16 protein-coding genes and 1 rRNA gene are annotated in these 25,042 nt (G+C 38.1%); 6 read left to right on the top strand and 11 right to left on the bottom strand.

Annotation, left to right across the window (positions count from 1 at the left end; genetic code table 11):
* The first annotated feature begins 58 nt into the window (after positions 1 to 58).
* Positions 59 to 173: ribosomal RNA gene (gene rrf, locus BN3769_RS08715) — 5S ribosomal RNA — on the top strand.
* A 495-nt stretch (positions 174 to 668) separates the two neighbouring features.
* Here the strand turns inward: rrf and BN3769_RS08710 are convergent.
* The gene (locus tag BN3769_RS08710) at positions 669 to 2,096 is read right to left on the bottom strand and encodes a leucine-rich repeat domain-containing protein (RefSeq protein ID WP_068469628.1); all 1,428 of its coding nucleotides are present in this window, start codon (positions 2,094 to 2,096) and stop codon (positions 669 to 671) included.
* Between the two features lie 241 nt (positions 2,097 to 2,337).
* Between BN3769_RS08710 and BN3769_RS08705 the strand changes: the two genes are divergently transcribed.
* Positions 2,338 to 3,384, top strand: a complete 1,047-nt coding sequence (locus tag BN3769_RS08705) for an alpha/beta hydrolase family protein (RefSeq protein ID WP_068469626.1) — start codon at positions 2,338 to 2,340, stop codon at positions 3,382 to 3,384.
* Positions 3,385 to 3,471: 87 nt separating this feature from the next.
* Here the strand turns inward: BN3769_RS08705 and BN3769_RS08700 are convergent, their stop codons facing one another.
* From BN3769_RS08700 to BN3769_RS08655, 9 genes are all read right to left on the bottom strand, one after another.
* Entirely contained in the window at positions 3,472 to 5,394 is a 1,923-nt protein-coding gene (locus BN3769_RS08700) for a leucine-rich repeat domain-containing protein (RefSeq protein WP_068469624.1), read from the bottom strand.
* 447 nt (positions 5,395 to 5,841) lie between these two features.
* Positions 5,842 to 7,461, bottom strand: coding sequence for a leucine-rich repeat domain-containing protein (locus tag BN3769_RS08695; protein ID WP_068469622.1), 1,620 nt, complete (start codon positions 7,459 to 7,461; stop codon positions 5,842 to 5,844).
* A 461-nt stretch (positions 7,462 to 7,922) separates the two neighbouring features.
* The gene (locus BN3769_RS08690) at positions 7,923 to 8,846 is read right to left on the bottom strand and encodes a leucine-rich repeat domain-containing protein (RefSeq protein WP_068469619.1); all 924 of its coding nucleotides are present in this window, start codon (positions 8,844 to 8,846) and stop codon (positions 7,923 to 7,925) included.
* 477 nt (positions 8,847 to 9,323) lie between these two features.
* A complete protein-coding gene (locus tag BN3769_RS08685; protein ID WP_068469617.1) occupies positions 9,324 to 10,940 on the bottom strand; it encodes a leucine-rich repeat domain-containing protein in 1,617 nt (538 codons plus the stop codon).
* Positions 10,941 to 11,285: 345 nt separating this feature from the next.
* Positions 11,286 to 13,061, bottom strand: coding sequence for a leucine-rich repeat domain-containing protein (locus BN3769_RS08680; RefSeq protein ID WP_068469615.1), 1,776 nt, complete (start codon positions 13,059 to 13,061; stop codon positions 11,286 to 11,288).
* A 539-nt stretch (positions 13,062 to 13,600) separates the two neighbouring features.
* Entirely contained in the window at positions 13,601 to 15,223 is a 1,623-nt protein-coding gene (locus BN3769_RS08675) for a leucine-rich repeat domain-containing protein (RefSeq protein ID WP_068469613.1), read from the bottom strand.
* Positions 15,224 to 15,310: 87 nt separating this feature from the next.
* A complete protein-coding gene (locus BN3769_RS08670; RefSeq protein ID WP_068469611.1) occupies positions 15,311 to 16,228 on the bottom strand; it encodes a hypothetical protein in 918 nt (305 codons plus the stop codon).
* Between the two features lie 667 nt (positions 16,229 to 16,895).
* A complete protein-coding gene (locus BN3769_RS08660) occupies positions 16,896 to 18,128 on the bottom strand; it encodes a leucine-rich repeat domain-containing protein (RefSeq protein ID WP_068469607.1) in 1,233 nt (410 codons plus the stop codon).
* 163 nt (positions 18,129 to 18,291) lie between these two features.
* Positions 18,292 to 18,483 (bottom strand): hypothetical protein, encoded by a 192-nt coding sequence (locus BN3769_RS08655; RefSeq protein WP_068469605.1) that lies wholly within the window; start codon positions 18,481 to 18,483, stop codon positions 18,292 to 18,294.
* A gap of 205 nt (positions 18,484 to 18,688) precedes the next feature.
* Here BN3769_RS08655 and BN3769_RS08650 point away from each other — a divergent pair, with 205 nt between their 5' ends.
* Both BN3769_RS08650 and BN3769_RS08645 read left to right on the top strand, forming a co-directional pair.
* The gene (locus BN3769_RS08650) at positions 18,689 to 19,942 is read left to right on the top strand and encodes a C45 family autoproteolytic acyltransferase/hydrolase (protein WP_068469603.1); all 1,254 of its coding nucleotides are present in this window, start codon (positions 18,689 to 18,691) and stop codon (positions 19,940 to 19,942) included.
* Between the two features lie 85 nt (positions 19,943 to 20,027).
* Positions 20,028 to 20,252: a DUF3185 family protein gene (locus tag BN3769_RS08645; RefSeq protein WP_068469601.1), complete on the top strand. Its 225-nt coding sequence runs from the start codon at positions 20,028 to 20,030 to the stop codon at positions 20,250 to 20,252.
* 215 nt (positions 20,253 to 20,467) lie between these two features.
* On the opposite strand, the gene BN3769_RS08640 is transcribed toward BN3769_RS08645, so the two are convergent.
* Entirely contained in the window at positions 20,468 to 20,953 is a 486-nt protein-coding gene (locus tag BN3769_RS08640; protein WP_068469599.1) for an SET domain-containing protein, read from the bottom strand.
* A gap of 917 nt (positions 20,954 to 21,870) precedes the next feature.
* On the opposite strand from BN3769_RS08640, the gene abc-f reads away from it, so the two are divergent.
* Positions 21,871 to 23,829 carry a ribosomal protection-like ABC-F family protein gene (gene abc-f, locus BN3769_RS08635; protein WP_068469598.1) on the top strand — a complete coding sequence of 653 codons (1,959 nt, stop codon included), beginning with the start codon at positions 21,871 to 21,873 and terminating at the stop codon, positions 23,827 to 23,829.
* The gene (locus tag BN3769_RS08630) at positions 23,811 to 25,040 is read left to right on the top strand and encodes a BaiN/RdsA family NAD(P)/FAD-dependent oxidoreductase (protein WP_068469595.1); all 1,230 of its coding nucleotides are present in this window, start codon (positions 23,811 to 23,813) and stop codon (positions 25,038 to 25,040) included. Before abc-f ends, BN3769_RS08630 begins: the two co-directional genes overlap by 19 nt.
* Positions 25,041 to 25,042: the final 2 nt, after the last annotated feature.

Genomic DNA, 25,042 nt, shown 5'->3' with positions numbered 1-25,042 from the left:
CAAGCGCTGATTTTTACACGTGAATTAACGAGATTTACGATTCATTTAAACTTTTTCGCTTGGTGGCATTAGAGAAAGGGAAATACCTGATCCCATCCCGAACTCAGAAGTCAAGCCTTTCATCGCCGATGGTACTGCACACAAGAGTGTGGGAGAGTAGGTCGCCGCCAAGCTTTTCTTTCATGGCCTTAAAGCATCCGCTTTAAGGCCTTTTTTTTGCCAGCAACCGATTTGCAATTTTCTTGGTTTTTAGCCTTTAAATTTTTTGATTTGCAATTTTCCTGGCCTTCCCGTTCTTGCCCCTGCAACCGCTCAGAGAAAAAGACTGGGCACTCAATTCCTTAAAAATCCCTTCTCTTTTTTCTCTGCGTTTTATGTGATAACCGAAGCGAGAGGGATACAGCTTTTCTCCCTATTTTATCTTTAAATCTGTTGCGATCAATCTCTTCGCAGCCAATTAAAAATCTGAGTTTGGAGTTTTTTTACCCTGTGGGCTGACGGGAAAGCTCATGCAGATGAAAAATGGCAAGACGGTCCCTATTTTTTAATATTGACTGCTTGCCATTTGTTCATCTTCAAGGCTTTGAGGTACTCGAAAGAGTAAAAAAATCTAAACTTAGGTTAATAATCCTCATTTAAGAGCGGTTATCCTACAGGTACTGTTAGAATTAAATCGAAATTTTAAGATGAGGAAATACGCTTTGAAGATCTTGTGGAATAGCGCATGGTAAGTTGAAAAGGTGAAGGACTTCCAATTGCGCGAGATTTAATTCTTCTAGGCTTTTAAACTGCGTAGAGGAAAGATCCAGGATTTTTAGATTAGGACAATTGATGTTAAGCTTAACAAATTCAGATGCACCAAGTGCTTGGCAGTAATTGAGAATAAGTGTTTGCAAGTTCAGTAATTTCAACTCATCCAACCTGTCAATTTTAGTGCCCCATAGACTCAGGATTTTAAGCTGCGGGCACAACACCTTGATTTTAAGAAACTCGTCTGCGAGAAGGTCTTCGCATCCTTTAAGATGTAATTCTTCTAAGTGCCTTAAATGCAATCCATCCAAGCTATCGATCCTGGTATAGGTAAGATCCAGCTTTCTCAGATTTGGACATAAATCTTGAAGTTTTAAAAATTCTTTGGCAGGAAGATCATAAGCCCCAAATAAGACTAGCTCTTCTAAGCGTACTAAATGCAATCCATCTAGACTGGTGAGCGTTGTATAGGCAAGAACAAGCTTTCTTAGATGCGGACAGAGCTCTTGAATCTTCAAAAATTCTTCAGCGGGAATCTCTTGATCTTTATATAAATTCAATTCTTCAAGCCTAGACAAGGACAAGCCACTCAAGCTAGAAATATGGGTGAATGCCAGATCAAGTTTTTTAAGATTAGGACAATTGGTTTTAAGCTTAAGAAATTGTTCTGAAGGAAGTCCTGTGCAATTTTCCAAGGTTAATTCTTCTAAAAAAAGAAGCGTTATTCCATCTAAATTATTAATAGAAGTTTTTCTGAGATTAAGTTTTTTAAGATTAGGGCACTTTTCTTTGAGTTTAAGAAATTCTTCTGCCGGAAGGTTGGAGCAATCTTCCAAAGTTAATTCTTCTAGATGAGGGAGATTTAATCCAATCAAACCAGCAATTTTCGTCTTTGAAAGATTAAGCTTTTTAAGATTGGGACACTTTTCGCTGAGTATATAAAATTCTGCAGCAGGAAGTTCCGTACATCCTTTAAGATTTAATTCTTCAAGAGCGGATAAGGGGAGTCCTTCCAAGCTTGTTAAAGATAAATCGGACAGATCAAGCGTTTTCAGCTTGGGAAAAGCTGTGACAAAGAGAGTCAAAAGTTCTGCATAACCGAGTTCAGCCTTATGAATTAACCTCACAGGAGGAAGGCTGGAGATGAAATTATTGGAAAAATAACCTAATAAGTTAGGATCTTTGTTCTTGCTTTCCAATATTTTTGAGCAAATTTGGCTGCTTGTTTGAGGATCGACTACGTATTGTTTAAGCATTTGCAGTTGCTGTTCATCTTCGGAATTTATTTTCTCGGGAAGCTGATCAATAAAAGCTGTTAAGGCTTGCTCGCGTAAAGTTGGGATCATGATTTATCCTTATTTATTATGAATTAAAAGATTAATTTTATAAGTGGAGGTGATTTTATACTTGTTTTGTGTTTTAAAACGCTTTGTTTTTAAGTAAATTTTTAATTTTATAAAAATGAATGTAAACAAAAATAAATGGGTTTAATGATTAAAATCAATGTTGACTTTTTAAGATTTTATCTATTTTATTTAAAGATTCAAAAATATATAATTACCATCCTTGATTTAACAAACGGGTTTTATGAATAGCATCGTTCCTTCTTCTATCACTTATTTGGCTCCTTTACCGTTAGGATATAAAAAGCCCGAAAAGCCAAATTATTCTTTTGCAAGTATTCCTCGCCTATTATTTGATGGTCCCATTCACAATCTTTGCAAAAAATGCCTTTTTTCTGCTTCAGATAGTCCAGAATGGGAAAATAAGAGAAAGAAATTGATCACGCAGTTTCAGGCAGAAAGAGTGCGGTTAACCTCTCCTGACGGAAGTGTATTAGATGGTATGTTTTTTCCTTCTGATAGTCAAAACGAAGAACTAGCAGAAAAAGCGTTATTATTTGCTCCAGGAGCGAATGGGTATTATGAAGACGGTTTTTCTTCATATTTAGTTTCCCTTATTAAAAATAAATTAGGGCCGATTAATATTCTCATTGTCAATTATCCTGTTCTTGCCGGTAGAGGGGATGTCAACATGGAATCCATGAAATTGACAGTTTATACAGCTTGCTGCTTTTTGACGGAAGAGAAGGGAATACTTCCGCATCATATGATTGTTTATGGCCAGTCCTTGGGTGGAATTGCAGCGACTAGAGGCGCTAAATTATTTCAAGATCAAATTTCTGGATCCGGGCTGCATCTTATTACAGAGAGATCTTTTTTGGATTTGCCAACTGTTTCCAAAGGATTTTTGGGAGGGGTATCAGGATCCTTTGCCAAAATGATATTGGAATATGATCAGTGGAAAGTCAATGACGTAGAAGAGGCGTTTAAAAGCCTTAAGGGCCATAAACTGATTGTCTATTCGGAATATGACGGAGTTGTCTTGAGCATGTATTCGATGGCTAAAAAACTCCCTCTGAATTCATTGAAAGGCAGTATAGCGGTTTTGCGCATGGAGGGAAAAAAGACCCAAGCAAAAGAGCATTGGAGAAGATTTTCTAGCAAAGAAGAAGAGGCTTTGATTCAGGAAATGGGTATGATGTTAAATTTGTCTTCTAAGAGAAAAAGAGAACATCCTCTCGTGCGCAGAATTGGCTCAGTAGCTAGTGATGTGTTGAAGATCGATAATTAGCTATGCTGATTTAGCAGGCTAGCTTGTAAGCAGCCTGCTAATTTATTTGAACTTCATGTTAATTTTAAATTGTTAACGTTTGCACATTTATGCCCACACAGCCATTTGCGGATGTTGTTGCTTAAAATAATTTAGAACAGAGGGATGGGTACCTGCTACATTAAGCTTTTTAAGATTCGGGCATTTAGTTTTAAGTTTGTAAAATTCATTTGTTGGTAGGTCTTTACAACGATCCAAATTTAACTCTTCCAGATAAGGTAAATCCAACCCATCTAAGTTGGTAATTTCATTGTCACTCAAATGCAATTTTTTAAGGTTGGGGCATTTAGTTTTAAGCTTGAGAAATTCTTCCGCTGGCAGGTTTTGGCAACCTCTTAAACTTAATTCTTCTAGATAAGGCAAATCCAAGCCATCTAAGCTGCTAATCTTATTATCACTCAAATTTAGTTTTTTAAGGTTGGGGCATTTAGTTTTAAGCTTGAGAAATTCTTCCGCTGCCAGATTTTCACAAGTAATTAAATTTAACTCTTCTAGATAAGGCAAATCTAAGCCATCTAAGCTAGCAATCTTATTATTCCATAAAGTAAGTTTATTGAGGTTGGGGCATTTAGTTTTAAACTTGAGAAATTCTTCTTTTGCTAGGTTGAAGCAAAAATTTAAATTTAATTCTTCAAGCCGAGTCAATTTCAATCCATCTAAGCTAGCAATCTGAGTATTTTCCACAGAAAGTTTTTTAAGAGAGGGGCATTGATTTTGGAGTTTGAGAAATTCTGTTGGAGACAGGGGGCAATTCACTAAATCTAACTCTTCGAGAAGCGGCAAAGCCACCCCATCTAAGCTGGCAATCTGCGTGCTAATCAAATTAAGCTTTTTGAGATGGGGATACTTATCTTTAAGCTTGAGAAATTCTTCTGCCGGTAAGTTTCGACAATGATTTAAATTTAACTCTTCGAGAAGAGGCAAATTCAGCCTTTCCAGACTCGCAATATTCGTATTTTGTAAATTAAGCTTTTTGAGATGTGGGCATTTAGCTTCGAGTTTGACAAATTCCTCTTTTGGCAGGCTGATGCAATTCACTAAATTTAACTCTTCGAGAAAAGGCAAATTCAGCCCTTCCAAGCTGGCAATTTGAGTATTTTGTAAATTAAGCTTTTTGAGATGCGAGCATTTAGCTTCGAGTTTGACAAATTCCTCTTTTGGCAGGCTGATGCAATTTCCTAAATCCAATTCTTCAAGAAGAGGCAATTCCAGCCCTTCCAAGCTGGTAAACCGAGTATTTTGTAAATTAAGCTTTTTGAGATGCGGACATTTAGCTTTAAGCTTGAGAAATTCCTCTGTTGACAGGCTGATGCAATTTCCTAAATCCAACTCTTCAAGAAGAGGCAATTCCAACCCTTCCAAGCTTGCGATATCCGTACTATTCAAATTAAGCTTTTTGAGATGGGGATATTTAGTTTTGAACTTGAAAAATTCATCTAACGGTAAGCTTCGACAACCTTTTAAATTTAACTCTTCGAGCTGAGGCAAGTCTAAATTATCTAAACTGGCAATATCCGTGCTGGTCAAATTAAGCTTTTTGAGATGGGGATATTTATCCTGAGTAAGGGGTAAGGAATTTTCCGAGAAAGATTGACATCCTTGAAAGTTTAATTCCTCTAAATTGGATAAATTCAATTCATCTAGGCTAGTGAGTTGTTGTGCGGAGAAATCAAGTGCTTTTAGGTTCGGAAAGGCTTGTAAAAGGATTTTAGTGATTTTAACGCAATCGAGAGTGCCCTTATGCAGTTTTTTTAAAGGAGGAATGTGCGAAAGGTAATTGTTGGAAAAATAGGATAATAATCGCAGGTCTTTTTTCTGCTCAATAATCTGTAAACAAATGTGGGCGCTTAGCTGAGAATCGATAAAAAAGTGCGTGAGAAAATGTAATTGCGTTTTATCTGCTGGGGTCAATTCTGTTGGAAGCTGATCAATAAAAACTCTAAGCGCCGAGTCTTGCAAACTTAATACCATGATTTATCCTTGATTTGATTATCATTCTCATTTTGATAAGGCTTTTCCTCTTGCTTACAAAGCTCCTAAGAGTAGCTTAATGCATTTAGAGATAGCCTAAATAAATAGTTTCAAAGGTTTTTTAAATTAACAATTCCATGTTAAATAAGATTTTAATGTGCAAAGTTATTTTTTTTTATTAATCTGTTGATTATTTCAAAAAAAATAATTGAGTGGGATTGAGTTTGATTAATTTATTTATAGTTTGTTAGTTCGTTGAATGAGTTTTTGTTTAAGTGTTGTAAATAAAATAAATCGTTATAGCTATCTTGAGTGTTGCTATCTAAATTATTTAGTATTAAGGGATGAAAACTCTTTACATGAAGCTTTTTAAGATTCGGTTATTTATTTCTAAGCTTGAGAAATCCTTCTGCAAGCGTTTATTACAACGGTCTAAATTTAGTTCTTTTAGATAAGACAATTCCACCTCATTAAACTGACCATATTCGCGTCATGTAAATTAAGCATTTTGAGACGGGGGCATTTATCTTGGACCTTGAGAAATTCATCTGCAGGCAAGTTTTCGCAACAGTTTAAATCTAACTCTTCGAGCTTAGGTAAATCCAACCTCTCTAAGCTGGCAATATTCGTATTTCGCAAATTCAGTTTTTTGAGATGAGGGCATTTAGCTTTGAGCTTGAGAAATTCTTCTGCTGGTAGGTTTTTACAATAGCCTACATTTAACTCTTCCAGATAAGGTAAATCCACCCCATCTAAGCAGGCAATATTTGTGCCATATAAATTAAGCTTTTTGAGATGGGGAAATTGATCTTTGAGCTTGAGAAATTCATGAGGTAGCAGGTTTTTACAATCGGTTAAATCTAACTCTTCGAGCTTAGGCAAATCCATTCCATCTAAGCTGACAATTAAATTGTAACCCAAATTCAGTTTTTTAAGATGAGGGCATTTAGTTTTAAGCTTGAGAAATTCTTCTGCTAGCAAGACTCTACAACCGATTAAATCTAACTCTTCGAGCTTAGGCAAATCCAATCCCTCTAAGCTGGCAATATTCGTACCTCGCAAATTCAGTTTTTTAAGATGAGGGCATTTAGCTTTGAGCTTGAGAAATTCATTTTGGGGCATGGTGCAATTCACTAAATCTAACTCTTCGAGCTTAGGCAAATCCAATCCCTCTAAGCTGGCAATATTCGTACCTAGCAAATTTAGTTTTTTAAGATGGGGGCATTTATCTTTGAGCTTGAGAAAATCCTCTTTTGGCAGGTTGATGCAATTTCCTAAATCCAATTCTTCAAGAAGAGGTAAATCCAGTCTTTCCAAACTGGTAAACCGAGTATTTTGTAAATTAAGCTTTTTGAGATGCGGACATTTAGCTTTAAGCTTGAGAAATTCCTCTGTTGACAGGCTGATGCAATTTCCTAAATCCAACTCTTCAAGAAGAGGCAATTCCAACCCTTCCAAGCTTGCGATATCCGTACTATTCAAATTAAGCTTTTTGAGATGGGGATATTTAGTTTTGAACTTGAAAAATTCATCTAACGGTAAGCTTCGACAACCTTTTAAATTTAACTCTTCGAGCTGAGGCAAGTCTAAATTATCTAAACTGGCAATATCCGTGCTGGTCAAATTAAGCTTTTTGAGATGGGAATATTTATCCTGAGTAAGGGGTAAGGAATTTTCCGAGAAAGATTGACATCCTTGAAAGTTTAATTCCTCTAAATTGGATAAATTCAATTCATCCAAGTTAGGGAGTTGTTGTGCGGAGAAATCAAGTGCTTTTAGGTGCGGAAAGGCTTGTAAAAGGATTTTAGTGATTTTAACGCAATCGAGAGTGCCCTTATGCAGTTTTTTTAAAGGAGGAATGTGCGAAAGGTAATTGTTGGAAAAATAGGATAATAATCGCAGGTCTTTTTTCTGCTCAATAATCTGTAAACAAATGTGGGCGCTTAGCTGAGAATCGATAAAAAAGTGCGTGAGAAAATGTAATTGCGTTTCATCTGCTGGGGTCAATTCTGTTGGAAGCTGATCAATTAAAACTCTAAGCGCCGAGTCTTGCAAACTTAATACCATGATTTATCCTTAATTTGGGTTATCATCCTCATTCTTGATAAGGCCTTTCTTCTTGCTTGCAAAGCTCCTAAGAGTAGCTTAATGCATTAGAGATAGCGCAACTAAATGGCTTTAAAGGCTTTTTTTAATTAACAATCTTTTATGATAAATAAGATTGTAAGTGGGGAGTTGTTTTATTTTTAATTAAATTGTTTTTTTTAGTTTTAATTAATTATTTCAGGAGGGGTAATTTAAATCAAGTTAGATCGGTTTGTTTATAGTTTATGAAGTTTAACGGGTTTGCTTGAGTATTGGGTCAACAAAGAGTGTTTCACTAAACGCTTGATGAAAGATATAAGAATTTTAAAGATCGTTTTAGAATAGATTCAAGGTCAGTAGCTATCTCCATGGATTTAGCAGGCAAGCTTATAGGCTGTCTACTAAGCTAGATGTGAATTTTAGGACATTAAAAATTGCTGTATTTAACGCCATATACTTGCCGTGGGAGATTTTTGCTTAAAACCTAGAGAAGAGCCAAACAAATTAAGCTTTTTGAGATAGGGATACTTAGTTTTAAGCTTGAGAAATTCCTCTTTTGGCAGGCTTGTGCAAAAGCTTAAATCTAACTCTTCGAGAAAGCATCCTATCCCATCTAAGCAAGTGATATGTGTGCCTTGCAAATTCAGTTTTTTAAGATGAGGGCATTTAGCTTGAAGTTTGAGAAATTCTTTTGGTGGCAGGTCTTGGCAAAAGCTTAAATTTAACTCTTCTAAATAAGGTAAATCCAATCCATCTAAGTCGGTAATTTTATTATCACTCACATTAAGCTTTTTGAGATGCGGGCATTTAGTTTTGAGCTTGAGAAATTCCTCTTTTGGCAGGCTGATGCAATTTCCTAAATCCAATTCTTCAAGAAGAGGTAAATCCAGTCTTTCCAAACAGGTAATATCTGTGCCATTCAAATTAAGCTTTTTGAGATGGGGATATTTATCCTGAGTAAGGTGTAAGGGATTTTCCGAGAAAGATTGACATCCTTGAAAGTTTAACTCCTCTAAATGAGATAAATTCAATTCATCCAAGTTTGGGAGTTGTTGGGCAGAGAAATCAAGTGCTTTTAGGTTCGGAAAGGCTTGTAAAAGGATTTTAGTGATTTTAACGCAATCGAGAGTGCCCTTATGCAGTTTTTTTAAAGGAGGAATGCGCGAAAGGGTGTTGTTGGAAAAATAGGGCAATAACTTGATGTCTTTTTTCTGCTCAATAATCTGTAAACAAATGTGGGTGCTTAGTTGAGAATCGATAAAAAAGTGCGCGAGGAAGTGTAATTGCGTTTCATCTTCTGCCGTCAATTCTGTTGGAAGCTGATCAATAAAAACTTTAAGTGCCGAATCTTGCAAACTTAATACCATGATTTATCCTTAATTTGGGTTATCATCCTCATTCTTGATAAAAGCCTTTCCTCTTGCTTGCAAAGCTCTTAAGAGTAGCTTGATGCATTTAGAGATAGCGTAACTAAATGGCTTCAAAGACTTTTTTTTAATTAACAATCTTGTAATTAAATAATCTTTAATTCAATTTTTTTATTTTAGTAATTATTTCAAAAAAAATAATTTAAATCAAGTTCGATCAATTTATTTATGGTGTGTTAGTTTAATGGACGAGTTTTTATTTGAGTGTTGTGAATAAAAAGAATTTCGCTAAATAAAGTGGTGATTAATGGGAGATATAAGAATTTTAATAATCGTTTAAAAACTGTAAAGGTTTTACAATTTAAAATCTAACTAAGGATGCTAATTTAGCAGGCTAGCCTATAGGCAGCCTGCTAAGTTTTTTGAATTTTATTTCATTTTTAATTTATTAATATTTAGATATTTATATCCACATAGCTATCTTTGGATGTCGTTGTCTAAATCATTTAGTATGGAGGGATGAAAATTCTTCACATCAAGCTTTTTAAGATTTGGGCATTGCTCTTGAATTTTGATAAATTCTTCTACCGATAGGCTTGTGCAATCCCCTAAATCTAACTCTTCGAGAAAGGGAAATTCCAAGCCCTTTAAGCTGGTAATTTTTATATCTCCCAAATTAAGTTTCTTAAGACTGGGACATTTAGTTTTAAGCTTGAGGAATTCATCTGCAAGCAGTTTTTTACAACGGTCTAAATTTAGTTCTTCTAGATAAGGCAATTCCAACCCATCTAAACTAGCAATCTGCGTGCCAAACAAATCAAGCTTTTTCAGATAGGGGAATTTAGCTTTGAGCTTGAGAAATTCTTCTGGTGGTAAGTTTATGCAATTTCCCAAATCTAACTCTTCAAGAAGGGGGAATGCCAATCCCTCTAAGTTGCTAATATTATTATGCCACAAATGAAGCTTTTTGAGAGTCGGGCATTTAAGCTTGAGGAATTCATCTGCAAGCAGTTTGTTACAACGGTCTAAATTTAGCTCTTTTAGATAAGGCAATTCCAACCCCTCTAAGCTAGTAATTTGAGTATTTGGCAAGTGAAGCTTTTTAAGATGGGGGAATTTATCTTTGAGCGTGAGAAATTCAACGGGTGGTAAGCGTGTACAATCCCCTAAATCTAACTCTTCGAGAAGGGGGAATTCCGCTCCCTCTAAGCTGGAAATATTATTATTCCACAAACTGAGTTTTTTGAGATTCGGGCATTTAAGTTTGAGAAATTCTTCTGCTGGCAAGTTTTTACAATAGCCTACATTTAATTCTTCAAGCTGAGTCAATTCCAATCCATCTAAGCAGGCGAGCTGAGTATTTTGTAAATTAAGTTTTTTGAGATGGGGGCATTTAGCTTTAAGCTTGAGAAATTCTTCTGCAGGTAGATTGGAACAAAAGTTTAAATTTAATTCTTCAAGCTGAGTCAATTCCAATCCATCTAAGCAGGCGAGCTGAGTATTTTGTAAATTAAGCTTTTTGAGATGGGGGCATTTAGCTTTAAGCTTGAGAAATTCTTCTGGAGGTAAGCTTTTACAATGATCTAAATTCAACTCTTCGAGCATAGGCAAATCCATTCCATCTAAGCTGGCAATATTCGAGCCATTCAAGCTAAGCTTTTTCAGATGGGGATATTTATCTTGAGTGAGGTGTAAGGGATTTTCCGAGAAAGATTGGCATCCTTGAAAGTTTAATTCCTCTAAATGAGATAAATTCAATTCATCCAAGTTAGGGAGTTGCTGGGCAGAGAAATCAAGTGCTTTTAGGTGCGGAAAGGCTTCTAAAAGGATTTTAGTGATGTCCAAGCAATTGAGAGCGCCCTTATGCAATTGTTTTAAAGGGGGAATGTGCGAAAGGGTGTTGTTGGAAAAATAGGGCAATAACTTGAGGTCTTTTTTCTGCTCAATAATCTGTAAACAAATGTGGGCGCTTAGCTGAGAATCGATAAAAAAGTGCGTGAGGAAGTGTAATTGCGTTTCATCTTCTTGGGTCAATTCTGTTGGAAGCAGATCAATAAAAACTTTAAGTGCCGAGTCTTGCAAACTTAATACCATGATTTATCCTTGTTAAAGATCGTTTAAGAGCTGTAAAGGCTTTTGCAATTTAAAACATAACGAATAACGCTAAGAAACTGCCAACGAATTTATAATAGTCTAAATTTGAGCTCTTTTTCCTTTAAGATTGTTCTTAAAAAAAGGGTTTTAGCATTATCTTCAACACTGCCTTAAGCTGCGGCACTTGCATGGCTTATTTAGTCTAGTAGGCCTTTTTTATTTATCCTATTCAAAACTGTTTAATATGCCTTTAAAAGGCGGTCCGAATGAGGAAGAAAATAATTTTAAATATAGACAATTGACAATTCGACGATAGCTTTAAGTCGTTCGAAAACAATTTGTATATTATGTCCACACAATCATCTGGGGATGTTTTTGCTTAAAAGACTCTAAAGAAGTCGCAAAATTAACCTTCTCTGTATAAAGCTTTTTAAGATTGGGACATTTGAGATAGAGAAGGGCATCCACTGATAAGTTTTGGCAACGGTTTAAAGTTAATTCTTCGAGATGGGAAAATTCCAAACTATCTAAGCTAGCAATCTGAGTACCGGCCAAATCTAGCTTTTTGAGATTTGGGCATTTAGCTTTAAGCTTGAGAAATTCTTCTGGAGGTAAGCTTTTACAATGATCTAAATTCAACTCTTCGAGCATAGGCAAATCCATTTCATCTAAGCTGGCAATACGAGTAGACCACAAGCTAAGTTTTTTGAGATTTGGGCATTTAGCTTTGAGCGTGAGAAATTCTTCTGCTGGCAGGTTGTGGCACCGGCTTAAAGTTAACTCTTCGAGTTGAGGTAAATCCAACCCATCTAAGCTGGCAATCTGCGTGCTAATCAAATTAAGCTTTTTCAGATGGGGATACTTAGTTTTAAGCTTGAGAAATTCTTCTGGGAGTAAGTTTATGCAATTTCCTAAGTCTAATTCTTCGAGCTGAGGGAAGTCCAATCCATCTAAGCTAGCAATCTTTGTGTCTTCCAAAGAAAGTTTTTTGAGATTTGGGCATTTAAGCTTGAGAAATTCTTCTGGGAGTAAGTCTGAGCAATTTCCTAAGTCTAACTCTTCGAGTTGAGGTAAATCCAACCCATCTAAGCTAGCAATAGTTGTATTATTGAAATTAAGCTTTTTGAGATGTGGGCATTGATCTTTAAGCTTGAGAAATTCATGAGGTGGCAGGTTGAGACAATAGTTTAAATTTAATTCTTCAAGTTGAGTCAACTCCACCCCATCTAAGCTGGTAATACTAGTAGACCACAAATTAAGCTTTTTGAGATTAGGATACTTATCTTTAAACTTGAGAAATTCATGAGGTGACAAGTTTTGACAATCATTTAAATTTAATTCTTCGAGAAGAGGCAATTCCAGCCCTTCCAAGCTGGCAATCTGCGTGCCAAACAAATCAAGCTTTTTGAGGTTGGGACATTGATCTTTAAGCTTGAGAAATTCCTCTACAGGCAAGCTATAGCAAAGATTTAAATTCAATTCTTCAAGTTGAGTCAATTCCAATCCATTTAAGCTAGCAATCTTAGTGTCTTCCAAAGAAAGCTTTTTGAGATGTGGGCATTGATCTTTAAGCTTGAGAAATGCTTCTGCAGGCAGGTCTCGGCACCGGCTTATATCTAACTCTTCAAGAAGAGGCAAATTCACCCCCTCTAAGCTGGTAATATCCGAGCCATTCAAGCTAAGCTTTTTAAGATGGGGATATTTATCTTGAGTGAGGTGTAAGGGATTTTCCGAGAAAGATTGACATCCTTGAAAGTTTAACTCCTCTAAATGAGATAAATTCAATTCATCCAAGTTAGGGAGTTGCTGGGCAGAGAAATCAAGTGCTTTTAGGTTCGGAAAGGCTTCTAAAAGGATTTTAGTGATGTCCAAGCAATCGAGAGCGCCCTTATGCAATTGTTTTAAAGGGGGAATGATCGAAAGGGTGTTGTTGGAAAAATAGGGCAATAACTTGAGGTCTTTTTTCTGCTCAATAATCTGTAAACAAATGTGGGTGCTTAGCTGAGAATCGATAAAAAAGTGCGTGAGGAAGTGTAATTGCGTTTCGTCTTCTGCCGTCAATTCTGTTGGAAGCAGACCTATAAAAGCGTTAAGAGATAAGTTTTGCAAACTTGCTACCATGATTTATCCTTGCTTTGGGTTATCATCCTCATTCTTGATAAGGCCTTTCCTCTTGCTTACAAGTCTCCTAAGAGTCGCTTAATGCATTTAGAAATAGCGCAACTAAATGGCTTTAAAGGCTTTTAATAAACAATCTTCTGATAAAATAAGATTTTAATATGGAAGTTGTTTTGCTTTATTAAATTCTATTGATTATTTCAAAAAAAATAATTCAGATCAAGTTGGATTAATTTGTTTATGGTTTGTTAATTTGTTGAATGATTTTTGTTTTAGTATTGTAAATAAAAATAATTTCGCTAAAGAGGGTAATGCTTAATGGGAGGTATAAGAATTTTATAGATCGTTTAAGATTTATAAAGGTTTTTGCAATTTGAAATCTAACTAATGACGCTGATTTAGGCTAGCCTATAGGCAGCCTGCTAAGTTGTTTGAATTTTATGTCGATTTTAATTTATTAATATTTATATGCTTATATTCGCATAGCTATCTTGGTGTTGCTGTCTAAATCATTTAGTATTGAGGGAGAAAAACTATTCATATCAAGGTTTTTTAAGGTTGGGGCATTTAGTTTTAAGCTTGAGAAATTCTTCTGCAGTCAGGTTTTGGCATCGGCTTATCTCTAACTCTTCAAGAAGAGGCAATTCCAATCCCTCTAAACTGGCAATCTGTGTGCCAAACAAATCAAGCTTTTTAAGATGGGGGAATTTATCTTTGAGTTTGAGAAATTCAGCGGGTGGTAAGCGTCTGCAATCCCCTAAATTTAATTCTTCGAGAAAGGGGAATTCCAGCCCCTCTAAGCTGGCAATCTGCGTGCCAAACAAATCAAGCTTTTTGAGATTCGGACATTTAAGCTTGAGAATTTCTTCTAACCAGAAGTTATCGCTTAAATTTAACTCTTCCAGATAAGGTAAATCCAATCCCTCTAAGCTGGCAATATACGTGCCGGTCAAATGAAGCTTTTTGAGATTAGGGCATTGAAGCGTGAGAAATTCTTCTGGGAGTAAGTTTATGCAATTTCCTAAGTTTAATTCTTCGAGCTGAGGGAAGTCCAATCCATCTAAGCTAGCAATTTTTGTGTTTTTCAAAGAAAGCTTTTTCAGATGGGGGAATTTGTCTTTGAGCGTGAGAAATTCAGCGGGTGGTAAGCGTCTGCAATCCCCTAAATTTAATTCTTCGAGAAAGGGGAATTCCAGCCCCTCTAAGCTGGCAATCTGCGTGCCAAACAAATCAAGCTTTTTGAGATTAGGGCATTGAAGCGTGAGAAATTCTTCTGGGAGTAAGTTTATGCAATTTCCTAAGTTTAATTCTTCGAGCTGAGGGAAGTCCAATCCATCTAAGCTAGCAATTTTTGTGTTTTTCAAAGAAAGCTTTTTCAGATGGGGGAATTTGTCTTTGAGCGTGAGAAATTCAGCGGGTGGTAAGCGTCTGCAATCCCCTAAATTTAATTCTTCGAGAAAGGGGAATTCCAGCCCCTCTAAGCTGGCAATCTGCGTGCCAAACAAATCAAGCTTTTTGAGATTAGGGTATTGAAGCGTGAGAAATTCATCTGCAAGCAGTTCGTTACAATAATCTAAATTTAATTCTTCGAGAAGAGGCAAATCCAGCCCATCTAAGCTGGCAATCAGCGTGCCATTCAAATTGAGTTTTTTAAGATGAGGGAATTTATCTTTGAGTTTAAGAAATTCTTCTGCTGGCAGTTTTCTGCAATAGCTTAAATCTAACTCTTCAAGAAGGGGGAAATCCAAATTATCTAAGTTGGCAATATCAGTATCAGAAAGATTAAGCTTTTTGAGATTGAAGCCCTTATTATGACCGGCTAAATTTAATTGACCTAAGCTTGTTAGTTTTTGTTCGGAGAAATCAAGTGCTTTTAGGTTCGGAAAGGCTTCTAAAAGGATTTTAGTGATGTCCAAGCAATCGAGAGCGCCCTTATGCAATTGTTTTAAAGGGGGAATGATCGAAAGGGTGTTGTTGGAAAAATAGGATAATAATCGCAGGTCTTTTTTCTGCTCAATAATCTGTAAACAAATGTGGGTGCTTAGCTGAGAATCGATAAAAAAGTGCGTGAGGAAGTGTAATTGCGTTTCGTCTTCTGGGGTCAATTCTGTTGGAAGCAGACCTATAAAAGCGTTAAGAGATAAGTCTTGCAAACTTGCTATCATGATTTATCCTTTTATAAATTCACAGCCCACGCTATATAAAGCTTGTATGGGTACATAGATGCCTTCCGGATAACGCAATAAATGGCTTCAAAGGCTCACTTCCTTTTTAGATCGATAATGTTCGATGGCAAACAATGCACCTTTGACAACCAGAGGAATGGCGACCATTGTGATTGCTGCAACAATCGGATGAATGTTTCCAACTTGCCATAAATGAACGAAATCGTGGCCGATGCTCGGTTTAGCCATCCAAAGAGCAGAAAGTGCATAAGTGACATGCTGAAAGACACTTGTAATGGCTGTACAAAGAAAATAGTGAGACAGTTCAGGGTGGCTGTCTTTTAAATAATGGGCTAATCCAATATGTGTCGCCGCTGCCAATATGGCTGCTCCGGGTCCGGCAGCTGTTACGAATAGGCGAGCGTTTTTTTCGCCTAAAAAGTTGCCCAGTTTTGTAAGAGGAGTAATGAAAAATCTGGTCACTCCGCCTTCTAGAGGAAAAATTTCTATTGTAGGGCGAGCCTTCTGATAGACAGCAGCAGCGGCCAAGGCATGTCCGGCTTCATGGATCAATACATCCCGATTTGTGCTATCTAAAATGCTAAAAGTAATGGGGCACATAAATTGACAAAATTTAATCCCCATTTTCACAGACTCGCGCTCTTCCTCTTGAGCGGAAGGCGATTGATTTAGTTGATGTAATTGATAAGTCAAAAGACCAGAAAAAGTGCGGAAAATCGTATTCAGCGCAACAATCGAAACAGCGACAATAATTAAAGTAGGAATAGCGGGCGTAGCGACAAATAAGCAAGTGACGCCTGTAATGGCTAGACTGATTGCTAATTCCTTTAAACTGTTTAAGGCTATAGTTGTAATAATGGACTTAATGACGTCTTGATTTGTCAAAGAAGAGGATGTCTTCTGAACTGGAGTAAAAGGAACAGAAAGACCTTTATTTTCTGGCATGAAAGGATAAGGCAATCTATCGATTAATACAGAAGTCATAAAGTGTATTATCTTTTGGTGAATTAAATTAATTAATAAATTAACTAATTTTAATTTAATTTTTAAATTAAATCAATTATTTAATTTGGAAAGCTCTTTGATAACCTTAAGGGAGTCCCTAACTCTAGACTGAACGTTTTTTGTGCAACGGTTGCACAACTCAAGCTGCTTATTTTAATGAACAAGCTATTTCAATCGGATGAATATTAATTTGATATAAAATATCCGGGTATTTCTGAGCGCTTTTTCCAAGCATAGCTCTAAAGATAAGTCTTTTAGGAGGTCTTCTCCATTTAGGATCATCATTAAAATAAAGCGGCTTATCTTGATAGACTAAAGCTATCGAAGAGCTTAACCGGATTCCATTTCCTTCTAGAAAAGACCGCACAGTTAGCCTTATAGCCCTTCTTAATATTTCCTAAGAATAAAGATACATTTGCAATTGTTTTTCGCTGGACAACTCCCAAAAACCAATGTCTAGAGCTCTGACTCTTTCAAATAATTTTTTATTGCAAAATTCTGGACGTTATAAATTTAAAAATGCTATAAAAGTAATTAGTAAGCTCATAGTTAACTCCTTTTTTAGTAGGTCTTTACAACTCTATTATAAAGGAAACTATGAGCTTTTTTCTTTTAATTTTTTTTCTAAGGGAAAACGTTCAGTCTATCAGTCTAGAGGAAGGTCTTCACAATCGCTTAAATCTAACTCTTCGAGATAGGGGAAGTTCAAGCTATCAATCTTAGTCCATGTCAAATTGAGTTTTTTGAGATTTGGAGATTTATCTTTGAGCTTGAGAAATTCTCCTGCTGGCAGGTTTTTGCACCGGCTTAAAGTTAATTCTTTGACATGGTGGAAGTTCAAGCTATCCAAGCTATCAATCTTAGTCCATGTCAAATTGAGTTTTTTGAGATTTGGACATTTATCTTTGAGCTTGAGAAATTCTCCTGCTGGCAGATCTGGCAGATTTTTAAACCAACTTAACTCTTCAAGAAGAGGCAAATCCAACCCATCTAAGCTAGCAATAGTAGAGGAACGAATAAGTTTTTTGAGATTGGGACATTTAGCTTTGAACTTGAGAGATGCATCTGCTGGCAGGTTGTAGCACCGGCTTATATCTAACTCTTCGAGATGGGGGAAGTTCAAGCTATCCAAGCTATCAATCTTAGTCCATGTCAAATTGAGTTTTTTGAGATTTGGACATTTATCTTTGAGCTTGAGAAATTCTTCTGTTGGCAGATCGTAACAACAGCTTAAATCTAACTCTTCGAGTTGAGGTAAATCCAACCCATCTAAGCCGGCAATACGAGTGCTGGCCAAATTGAGTTTTTTGAGATGGGGGAATTTATCCTTGAGTTTGAGAAATTCTTCTGCAGGCAGGTTTTGGCACCGGCTTATATCTAACTCTTCAAGAAGAGGCAAATCCAACCCATCTAAGCTGGTAATATCCGTGTCGGTCAAATGAAGCTTTTTGAGATGGGGGCATTGATCTTGAGTAAGGCGTAATGGATTTGCAGAGAAAGATTGACATCCTTGAAAGTTTAACTCCTCTAAATGAGATAAATTCAATTCATTCAGGTTAGTTATTTGCTGTTCAGAGAAATCAAGTGCTTTTAGATTCGGAAAAGCTTCTAAAAGGATTTTAGTGACTTCAACGCAATTGAAAGTGCCTTTATACAGCATTTTAAGAGGCGGAATTTTTGAAAGGTAATTGTTTTTTAAATAAGGCAATAGCCTCAAATTTTTTTTCTGTTCGAAAATCTTTAAGCAAATTTGGGTGCATATAGGGCCAATCGAGCATTGTGAAAGTTTTTCCAACTGTGGCTTATTTTCCAACGTCACTTCTCTGGAAAGTTGCTCCATCAGTACGTTAAGAGATTGTTCTCGCAAACTTAATATCATATCTCCTCTTTTTTTAAGATGGTTTTTGTTGTAATAAATTTAATTCAACTGTTGGGTGAATTGTTTTAATTTAGTTCGGTTTCTGATGTGTTTTAAAATTAATTTGTTTGATTTTTTATCAATGATGTTAAATTAACTTATAAATGCAAATCAATTAAATTTTCTATCCCTTACAGGGATTTTTTAAAGATTGTTTAAGGGCTATGACGGCTTCTTCGAGATTACTTCTCTCTTGGTCTGTCAACAATTCGTTTGCCAGGCAATTCTCTAAGCTTTGAATGGCTTTCTTAAGCTTTTTGGGCGAATCCGGTTGAGAAGGCTGTTTTTTCTTAGTTGCTTCACTTGGACTATCCATTTGACCTCATTCTTATAACAGGATTCGGATGTTTGCCTGCATTTGCATTTACAAAATTTATATCACGTCTATCTTGTAGGAAATCACTTTATTCTTTTTTTTAAGAAGATAAGTCGATATAGTATTCATTCTGTTAATTAAGTTGGTTTTTATTTAAAAATTTCCAGAATAAATTTATGGAATATTAATTTCAGAGGAACTGACCATGAAAAAATTATTTATTCTTCTTCTATTTATTTGTCAGGCCTTTTCGTTACAAGGAGCAATTCTATCCATGGAAGGAGACGGATATTTAGAAGAGAGAGAAGGACAGCGCATTTTGCATCTCAAAGGCTCTCCTTACGACATGGGTTATCAGCATGGCAGCCTGCTTAAAGCGGATGTGACAGAAAATATTCAGCGTTTTATTGACGAAAGGATTTTAACGCAGTCGATGCAAGAGCCCATTAAAAGCTTTTTAACTCGCCTTCCGAGCATTTTGCCTTACGTTCCCGCTCGTCTTTTAGAAGAGCTGCGAGGGGTGGCGGATGGGGCAGGCGTGCCTTATGAAAAGGTAATTCTTTTGAATGTTTTTCCCGAAATGTTTCATTGCACGGGATTAACGGTATCAGGACAAGCGACGCTTCAAAAGGAGCTTTATCATGTTCGCGTTTTAGATTATGGGGCTGGAAAAGGGCTTCAAAATTCGGCGGTTTTGATCGTTGCTGAACCGGAGAGAGGGATTCCTTTTCTAAATGTGTCTTATGCCGGCTTTATTGGATGCATCACAGGGATGAATGCAGAAAAAATTGCCATCGGTGAAATCGGGGGAAAGGGCTATGGCCAATGGGATGGTTTACCCATGGCGTTTCTCTTACGCACTTTGCTGGAGCGCGCCTCCTCTCTCGAGGAGATAAGAAAAATTTTAGCTGAAACGCCGCGGACATGCGAATATTTTTACGTCTTTTCCGATGGCAAAAATAGCCAATCGCTTGGTGTCTACGCTACTCCTCAGCAATTGCACTTTATAGAACCGGGCTCTTCCTATTCCTTATTTGATCTTTCTTCTGTTCTGCCAGCTCATCCCGATGTTTATAAAGTAGAAAAAGCCGTTTTTAATCAGTTATTCGTTGAGTCGTCTCTTTTTCAAACCGTTCTTTACCAAGATGCTCAAAAGGAAAAGATTTTTGGGTTGATTCATCATCAATTGCCCGATTGCGTAATTCTGACAGGTTTTACCCGTCCTTATCGCTATCCTATTTTGATCGAACGGTTGCAAGCGCGTTATGGTAGTATTCAAGTTTCGGATTTACAGGACATGATTAAGGCGCCAGTGGCGTGCCCGACAAATTTACATAACGCCATTTTTGCCCCGGGTTCATTAGAAGTGTGGATCGCCCATGCCGGACCAAATGAGGAATTGGCTTGCGATCAGCCTTACCATCACTTCTCTCTTTCGGATTTGTTAATGCAAAAGTGAAGTCTTGCTCCTCTTATTCATAGCCAGGATTGACAAGCCCTGGCTTCTCAATTAGTATGCGGCTATGAATAAAGAGGAGATAGCAATGAGTATATTTAGCTTAATCGGCTTGCTGATTTTAATAGTGGGAGTTTTTTTAATTGGATTTGGCGTTCGTGCAACGCAAACGGTGACCAATAAAGTGGTGCAAGGCTTTACCGGGCGCTATACGCGGAATACGATGTGGTATTTAATTGGAGGGGCTCTTTTAATTATTGTTGGAGGAATTCTGATTTATTCCGGTTGGCACGCTCCAATTCTCCCTCGATAATATAAAGAAGACGCTTCGATTAAATTTCTTTGATAAAACCTTTCCTCTGCGCGCGCTGTGCCTTCTTTGGTTTATTATTTTAACTAATGCTTAAGGCTTTTTTTAGCTTAATAAACCACAGACGGCACAGCGCACGCAGAGGAAGAGGTTAAATCTTTCTCATTAAATCGGTTTCGATTGAAGAATGCGCTCTAGCTAAGCTTTTAAAGCTTCCGCTAGCATGAGCAAGCATTTAATTGCTCATATTCATGCGTTGGCTGCTCATGATAAATATGGTAGCGTTTGCATAAATCATCTAACCACTCTGAATGATCGTAGGTGTGATAGTTTTCCGTTAATTCTTCTCCTTTTTTGATATCTCGCAAAGCAACGGAATATTGCCAAGAAATATCGGAAGGGAAATGGGAAGGGCCGGCTAGATTAGGCGTTTCAGAGTGGTTGACAAAGCGTCCGTTGTCTAAACAAAAGACAAGACCGTTGAGACGGGATTGATAGTAGCTATACGTTAAATAGTACTGGATCACTTGCTTTTCTGTTTTGTGATAGCTATGTAATAGCTTCTCAAATTGCTGCTGAGTAAACACCATGCAAGTTTCTGGTGTATAGTGCCAAACGATATCTCCTTGCTTGATGTCTTGGTCTGCAAAGAGACCAACCCCTGCGATGGGACTGTTTTTTACACTTGTCTTAACTAGTAACATATAAACCTCCTAACGAATGCTGTTATCTTTTTCTGTTTTAAATTTCAAAACGGAAAATCAGGTTACATAACGGCATTTATCAAATCAATTGGATTATGAAAAATATTGAGGGGATTTCAAAAGCCTTTCAGGATAAAGGGAAAAGCCACTTTTTTTTGTTTCTCTCAACCCGGAAAAAATGAAATCAAAAGAAGAAAAAGGCGTCGGTAATCCCTAATTCACATGAGGTTTATCTTGAAAGGAATTCCTAGCGTTTGCAAAACGTCTTCCTGAATATAAAGCCCCTTTAATAGAGACCTCATCCACGAGCTTTTTGCATAAGCATGATGCGATAAGTTCTCAAGAGTGTCCACTTCGGTGAATCCATCGAAGACCACAGGCCCAATTGATCTTGAAATGGTTGATAGGTTGCCGAACGGTTCCGTTTAAGCGCAAATAAGAAGCGCAGGAGAGCGGTAGCATGCAGAGAAAAATAAGGGCATGTGACAGAGCAAAAGGACCTCGGAGAAAGGGAATTATTTATTTTTTAAATCCAATTTCATGAGAACAATCTCCAATAAAATGGCGCATAAAATAAAAGTAAGGAGAGGTAAATAAGGAGATGGCATACATCAATCCTTTTGCAAAGCCTAGAGACATCCGCTGAATTGCTGAGAAATAAGGAAGGGACATTTCCTTTACTAGGTGCTTCCGTATTTTGGAGAGCAGAGCCCCGAATCCGGCCTTCTGACTCAAAGAATGTCTCTTAATCCCTTCACCCTATCTTATCAAAATAGCCTTTATAGGCCTATCTCGATTAACGAGTAATTGTCAAAGGTATTAGTTATAATTTTAATTATGGTTTTATTGCTATTTTAATTAATATAACTTAAAATATTTGGTGGAATGAACTTTCAAATTAAACTAATTTGGTCAATATGATTGCAGTTAATCAACTATCCATGCGTTTTGGAGCAAAAATCCTATTTAAGAATGTTAACTTGCAATTCAATCCTGGTAACCGGTACGGATTGGTCGGAGCGAATGGATGCGGGAAATCGACATTTATTAAAATTTTGACGGGAGAATTGACGCCCGAATCAGGCGAGCTCCACTTACCTCAGCAGCTATCAATCGGTTCTTTAAAGCAAGATCATTATTTATATGAAAATGAATTGGTCATCGATGTTGTTTTGAGGGGAAAAAAGCTCCTGTGGGAAGCATTGGAAGGGAAAAAGCTGTTGTTGCAGAAAAATGAAAATTTTTCCGATAAAGATTGTGAAGCGCTGGTCAGGTTGGAAAAAATCATTCATGACCAAGATGGATATGCGGCAGAGGCTGAAGCGGCCAAATTGCTAGAAGGCTTAGGGATTCGAGAATCTGCTCATCGTCAACCGCTCCATCTACTTTCAGGCGGATACAAATTACGCGTTCTTCTTGCGCAAGTGTTCTTTGGGCAGCCGGACATTTTGGTGTTGGACGAGCCGACCAACCACTTAGACCTCTTTTCCATCAAATGGTTGGAAAACTACTTAAAAAATTTCCCCGGCACGCTTGTGATGACTTCGCATGATCGGGATTTCCTCAATGGCGTTTGTACCCATATCGCCGATGTCGATTACGGAACGATTAAAATTTATAAGGGAAATTATGAAGGCTTTCTAGAACAAAAATTGCAAGAGCGCGAACAAAAAGAGGCTTTGCTTTCCAAGCATGATCGGCGGCGGGAAGAGCTGCAGGGATTTATCGATCGATTTAAAGCTAAGGCCAGCAAGGCGCGGCAAGCCCAGTCCAAAGCTCGCCTTGTTGAGCAGTTGGAAGAGCAAATGGACGCAATTGATCTGACGCCTAGTTCCCGGCTTTATCCGACCTTGCGTTTTGAGCCAGTGCGCGCTTCCGGAGCGACTGTTCTAACAGTTAAGCAGCTGTCTAAGTCATATGGGCCTAAAAAGGTTTTAGAAAAGGTTTCTTTTGAGATCGAGCGAGGAGACCGCTTAGCGATTATTGGACCCAATGGAATTGGCAAATCGACCTTGCTGGAAATTCTCACTAACCACAGCCAAGCCGATGAAGGGGAATTCGCCTGGGGCTTTGCTGCCCAGGTCGCTTATTTCCCTCAGGATCATGGGCGTGAAGTACAGGGAACCGTCAATTTATTGGATTGGCTAGGACGATTCGATCAAACCAAAACGCAAGAACAGCTGCGCGAGATCTTGGCGCGCGTTCTTTTCTCCGGAGATACAGTTAAGCAAGCTGTGAGCACGTTGAGCGGAGGGGAGACGGCACGTTTAATCTTAGCTAAAATGATGCTGCAAAAACCCAATGTATTGGTCTTTGACGAACCGACCAACCATTTAGACCTAGAAGCAATTGAAGAGTTGACGGAAGCCCTTCAGAATTATGACGGAACAACAGTTTTTGTCAGCCACAACCGCTATTTTGTCTCTCATATTGCCAATCGAATTCTAGAAATTACGCATCAAGGAGTGAAGGATTTCAAATGTACGTATTCCGAATACCTAGATAAGCTGGAAAAAGACCATTTGTCTTCCGATATTGCTTTGAGTCAACGTTATGCCCATGAAGAGAACAGATCCACGCCATCCGTTTCTTCTTATCAGGATCAGAAGCGCTTAAAAAGTCTAAAAGCGCAGCTGAAAAAGAAAGTCCTGCAGGCCGAAGAGGAATGCCACCAAATCGAACAGAAAATCAAAAAAATAGAGCAATTAATGGCGTCCGATGGCTTTTATCAGAAAGCTTCGCTAGACGACCAACAGCAAGCGGCCAAGCAAAAAGTCGAGCTGGAAGAGCAATTGATGGTTGCCATGGAAAAATGGGAAGAGGCAAGCCTGAGCTTGCAGCAAAGCGAAGAGGATGTATGCCAACCAAAGAATTGACCCATGTCATTGTGGGGGGCGGAGCAGCAGGCTTCTTTGGAGCCATTGCTTGTGCGCAATTTTATCCATCCCACCGCGTGATTTTAATAGAAAAAACACGCCAGCCTTTAGCTAAGGTGCGCATTTCCGGTGGCGGGCGCTGCAATGTTACCCATGGGTGCTTTGATCCTGCGCTATTGGTGAAAAATTACCCGCGAGGAGGCCCGGAATTGCGAGGGCCTTTCAGCCGTTTTCAACCCAAAGATACGATCCAATGGTTTGAGAGCCGCGGCGTGCAGCTGAAGACAGAAGAAGACGGCAGAATGTTTCCAACTACTGATAGTTCTGAAACCATTATTGCTTGCTTGCAGGCGGAGGCCCGCCGGCTGGGCGTACAAATCCGCTTGGAATGCGGCGTGCAGCAGATCGATCGCCTGGAAGAGGGGTTTCGGTTGACGCTTAGCAATGAAGAGGAATTGACATGCGACCGGATATTGATTGCGACCGGCAGCTCTTCCAAAATGTATCCTTTGTTAGAGAAGCTGGGCCATACGATTGTGCCGCTTGTCCCTTCTTTATTTACTTTCAATCTTCCTCAATCGCCCTTAACCGATCTAGCAGGTGTTTCCGTTCCCCTTGCACAAGTCAAGCTTACAAAGCTGGGATTTGAGCAGACGGGCCCTTTGCTCATCACTCATTGGGGCTTAAGCGGACCCGCTGTTCTTAAGCTGTCGGCTTGGGCAGCCCGCGAGTTGCATGCATTAGATTATCAAACGGATGTGGTTATCAACTGGCTTCCTCAATTGACCGAGGAGGCGCTTCGCCAAGCTCTATCACAACATAAACAGGCCAATCCTGCCAAACAGATAGGGTCGGAAGCGCCTGTCAATCTACCCAAACAGCTATGGAAAAGGCTCGTTCAACTCGCGGGAATTGAGCAAGAGCTTCGCTGGTCTACTTTGTCCAATAAACACACGCAAGCTCTGATCAATCAACTGCGTGCCTCAACTTTTCATATCCAAGGCAAGACAACATACAAGCAAGAATTTGTCACTTGCGGCGGAGTGGCGTTGGAAGAGGTTAACTTTAAAACCATGGAAAGCCGCCGCTGCCCGCATCTATTTTTTGCAGGAGAAGTCCTCAATATCGATGGCATTACAGGAGGATTCAATTTCCAGAATGCCTGGACAACCAGCTGGATAGCAGGGCAGTCGATGGGGATATCGGCATAATT

Origin of the sequence: Candidatus Protochlamydia phocaeensis (assembly GCF_001545115.1) — a bacterium.
Classification (GTDB): domain Bacteria; phylum Chlamydiota; class Chlamydiia; order Chlamydiales; family Parachlamydiaceae; genus Protochlamydia_A; species Protochlamydia_A phocaeensis.
Note: the sequence above shows the minus strand (reverse complement) of the source record. Positions and strands in the feature narration are given on the sequence as shown.

What these genes read in the sequence shown, in the direction of transcription:
- BN3769_RS08710 (WP_068469628.1), bottom strand. Translation starts at nt 2,096, where the DNA reads ATGATCCCAACTTTACGCGAGCAAGCCTTAACAGCTTTTATTGATCAG.
- BN3769_RS08705 (WP_068469626.1), top strand. Translation starts at nt 2,338, where the DNA reads ATGAATAGCATCGTTCCTTCTTCTATCACTTATTTGGCTCCTTTACCG.
- BN3769_RS08700 (WP_068469624.1), bottom strand. Translation starts at nt 5,394, where the DNA reads ATGGTATTAAGTTTGCAAGACTCGGCGCTTAGAGTTTTTATTGATCAG.
- BN3769_RS08695 (WP_068469622.1), bottom strand. Translation starts at nt 7,461, where the DNA reads ATGGTATTAAGTTTGCAAGACTCGGCGCTTAGAGTTTTAATTGATCAG.
- BN3769_RS08690 (WP_068469619.1), bottom strand. Translation starts at nt 8,846, where the DNA reads ATGGTATTAAGTTTGCAAGATTCGGCACTTAAAGTTTTTATTGATCAG.
- BN3769_RS08685 (WP_068469617.1), bottom strand. Translation starts at nt 10,940, where the DNA reads ATGGTATTAAGTTTGCAAGACTCGGCACTTAAAGTTTTTATTGATCTG.
- BN3769_RS08680 (WP_068469615.1), bottom strand. Translation starts at nt 13,061, where the DNA reads ATGGTAGCAAGTTTGCAAAACTTATCTCTTAACGCTTTTATAGGTCTG.
- BN3769_RS08675 (WP_068469613.1), bottom strand. Translation starts at nt 15,223, where the DNA reads ATGATAGCAAGTTTGCAAGACTTATCTCTTAACGCTTTTATAGGTCTG.
- BN3769_RS08670 (WP_068469611.1), bottom strand. Translation starts at nt 16,228, where the DNA reads ATGACTTCTGTATTAATCGATAGATTGCCTTATCCTTTCATGCCAGAA.
- BN3769_RS08660 (WP_068469607.1), bottom strand. Translation starts at nt 18,128, where the DNA reads ATGATATTAAGTTTGCGAGAACAATCTCTTAACGTACTGATGGAGCAA.
- BN3769_RS08655 (WP_068469605.1), bottom strand. Translation starts at nt 18,483, where the DNA reads ATGGATAGTCCAAGTGAAGCAACTAAGAAAAAACAGCCTTCTCAACCG.
- BN3769_RS08650 (WP_068469603.1), top strand. Translation starts at nt 18,689, where the DNA reads ATGAAAAAATTATTTATTCTTCTTCTATTTATTTGTCAGGCCTTTTCG.
- BN3769_RS08645 (WP_068469601.1), top strand. Translation starts at nt 20,028, where the DNA reads ATGAGTATATTTAGCTTAATCGGCTTGCTGATTTTAATAGTGGGAGTT.
- BN3769_RS08640 (WP_068469599.1), bottom strand. Translation starts at nt 20,953, where the DNA reads ATGTTACTAGTTAAGACAAGTGTAAAAAACAGTCCCATCGCAGGGGTT.
- abc-f (WP_068469598.1), top strand. Translation starts at nt 21,871, where the DNA reads ATGATTGCAGTTAATCAACTATCCATGCGTTTTGGAGCAAAAATCCTA.
- BN3769_RS08630 (WP_068469595.1), top strand. Translation starts at nt 23,811, where the DNA reads ATGCCAACCAAAGAATTGACCCATGTCATTGTGGGGGGCGGAGCAGCA.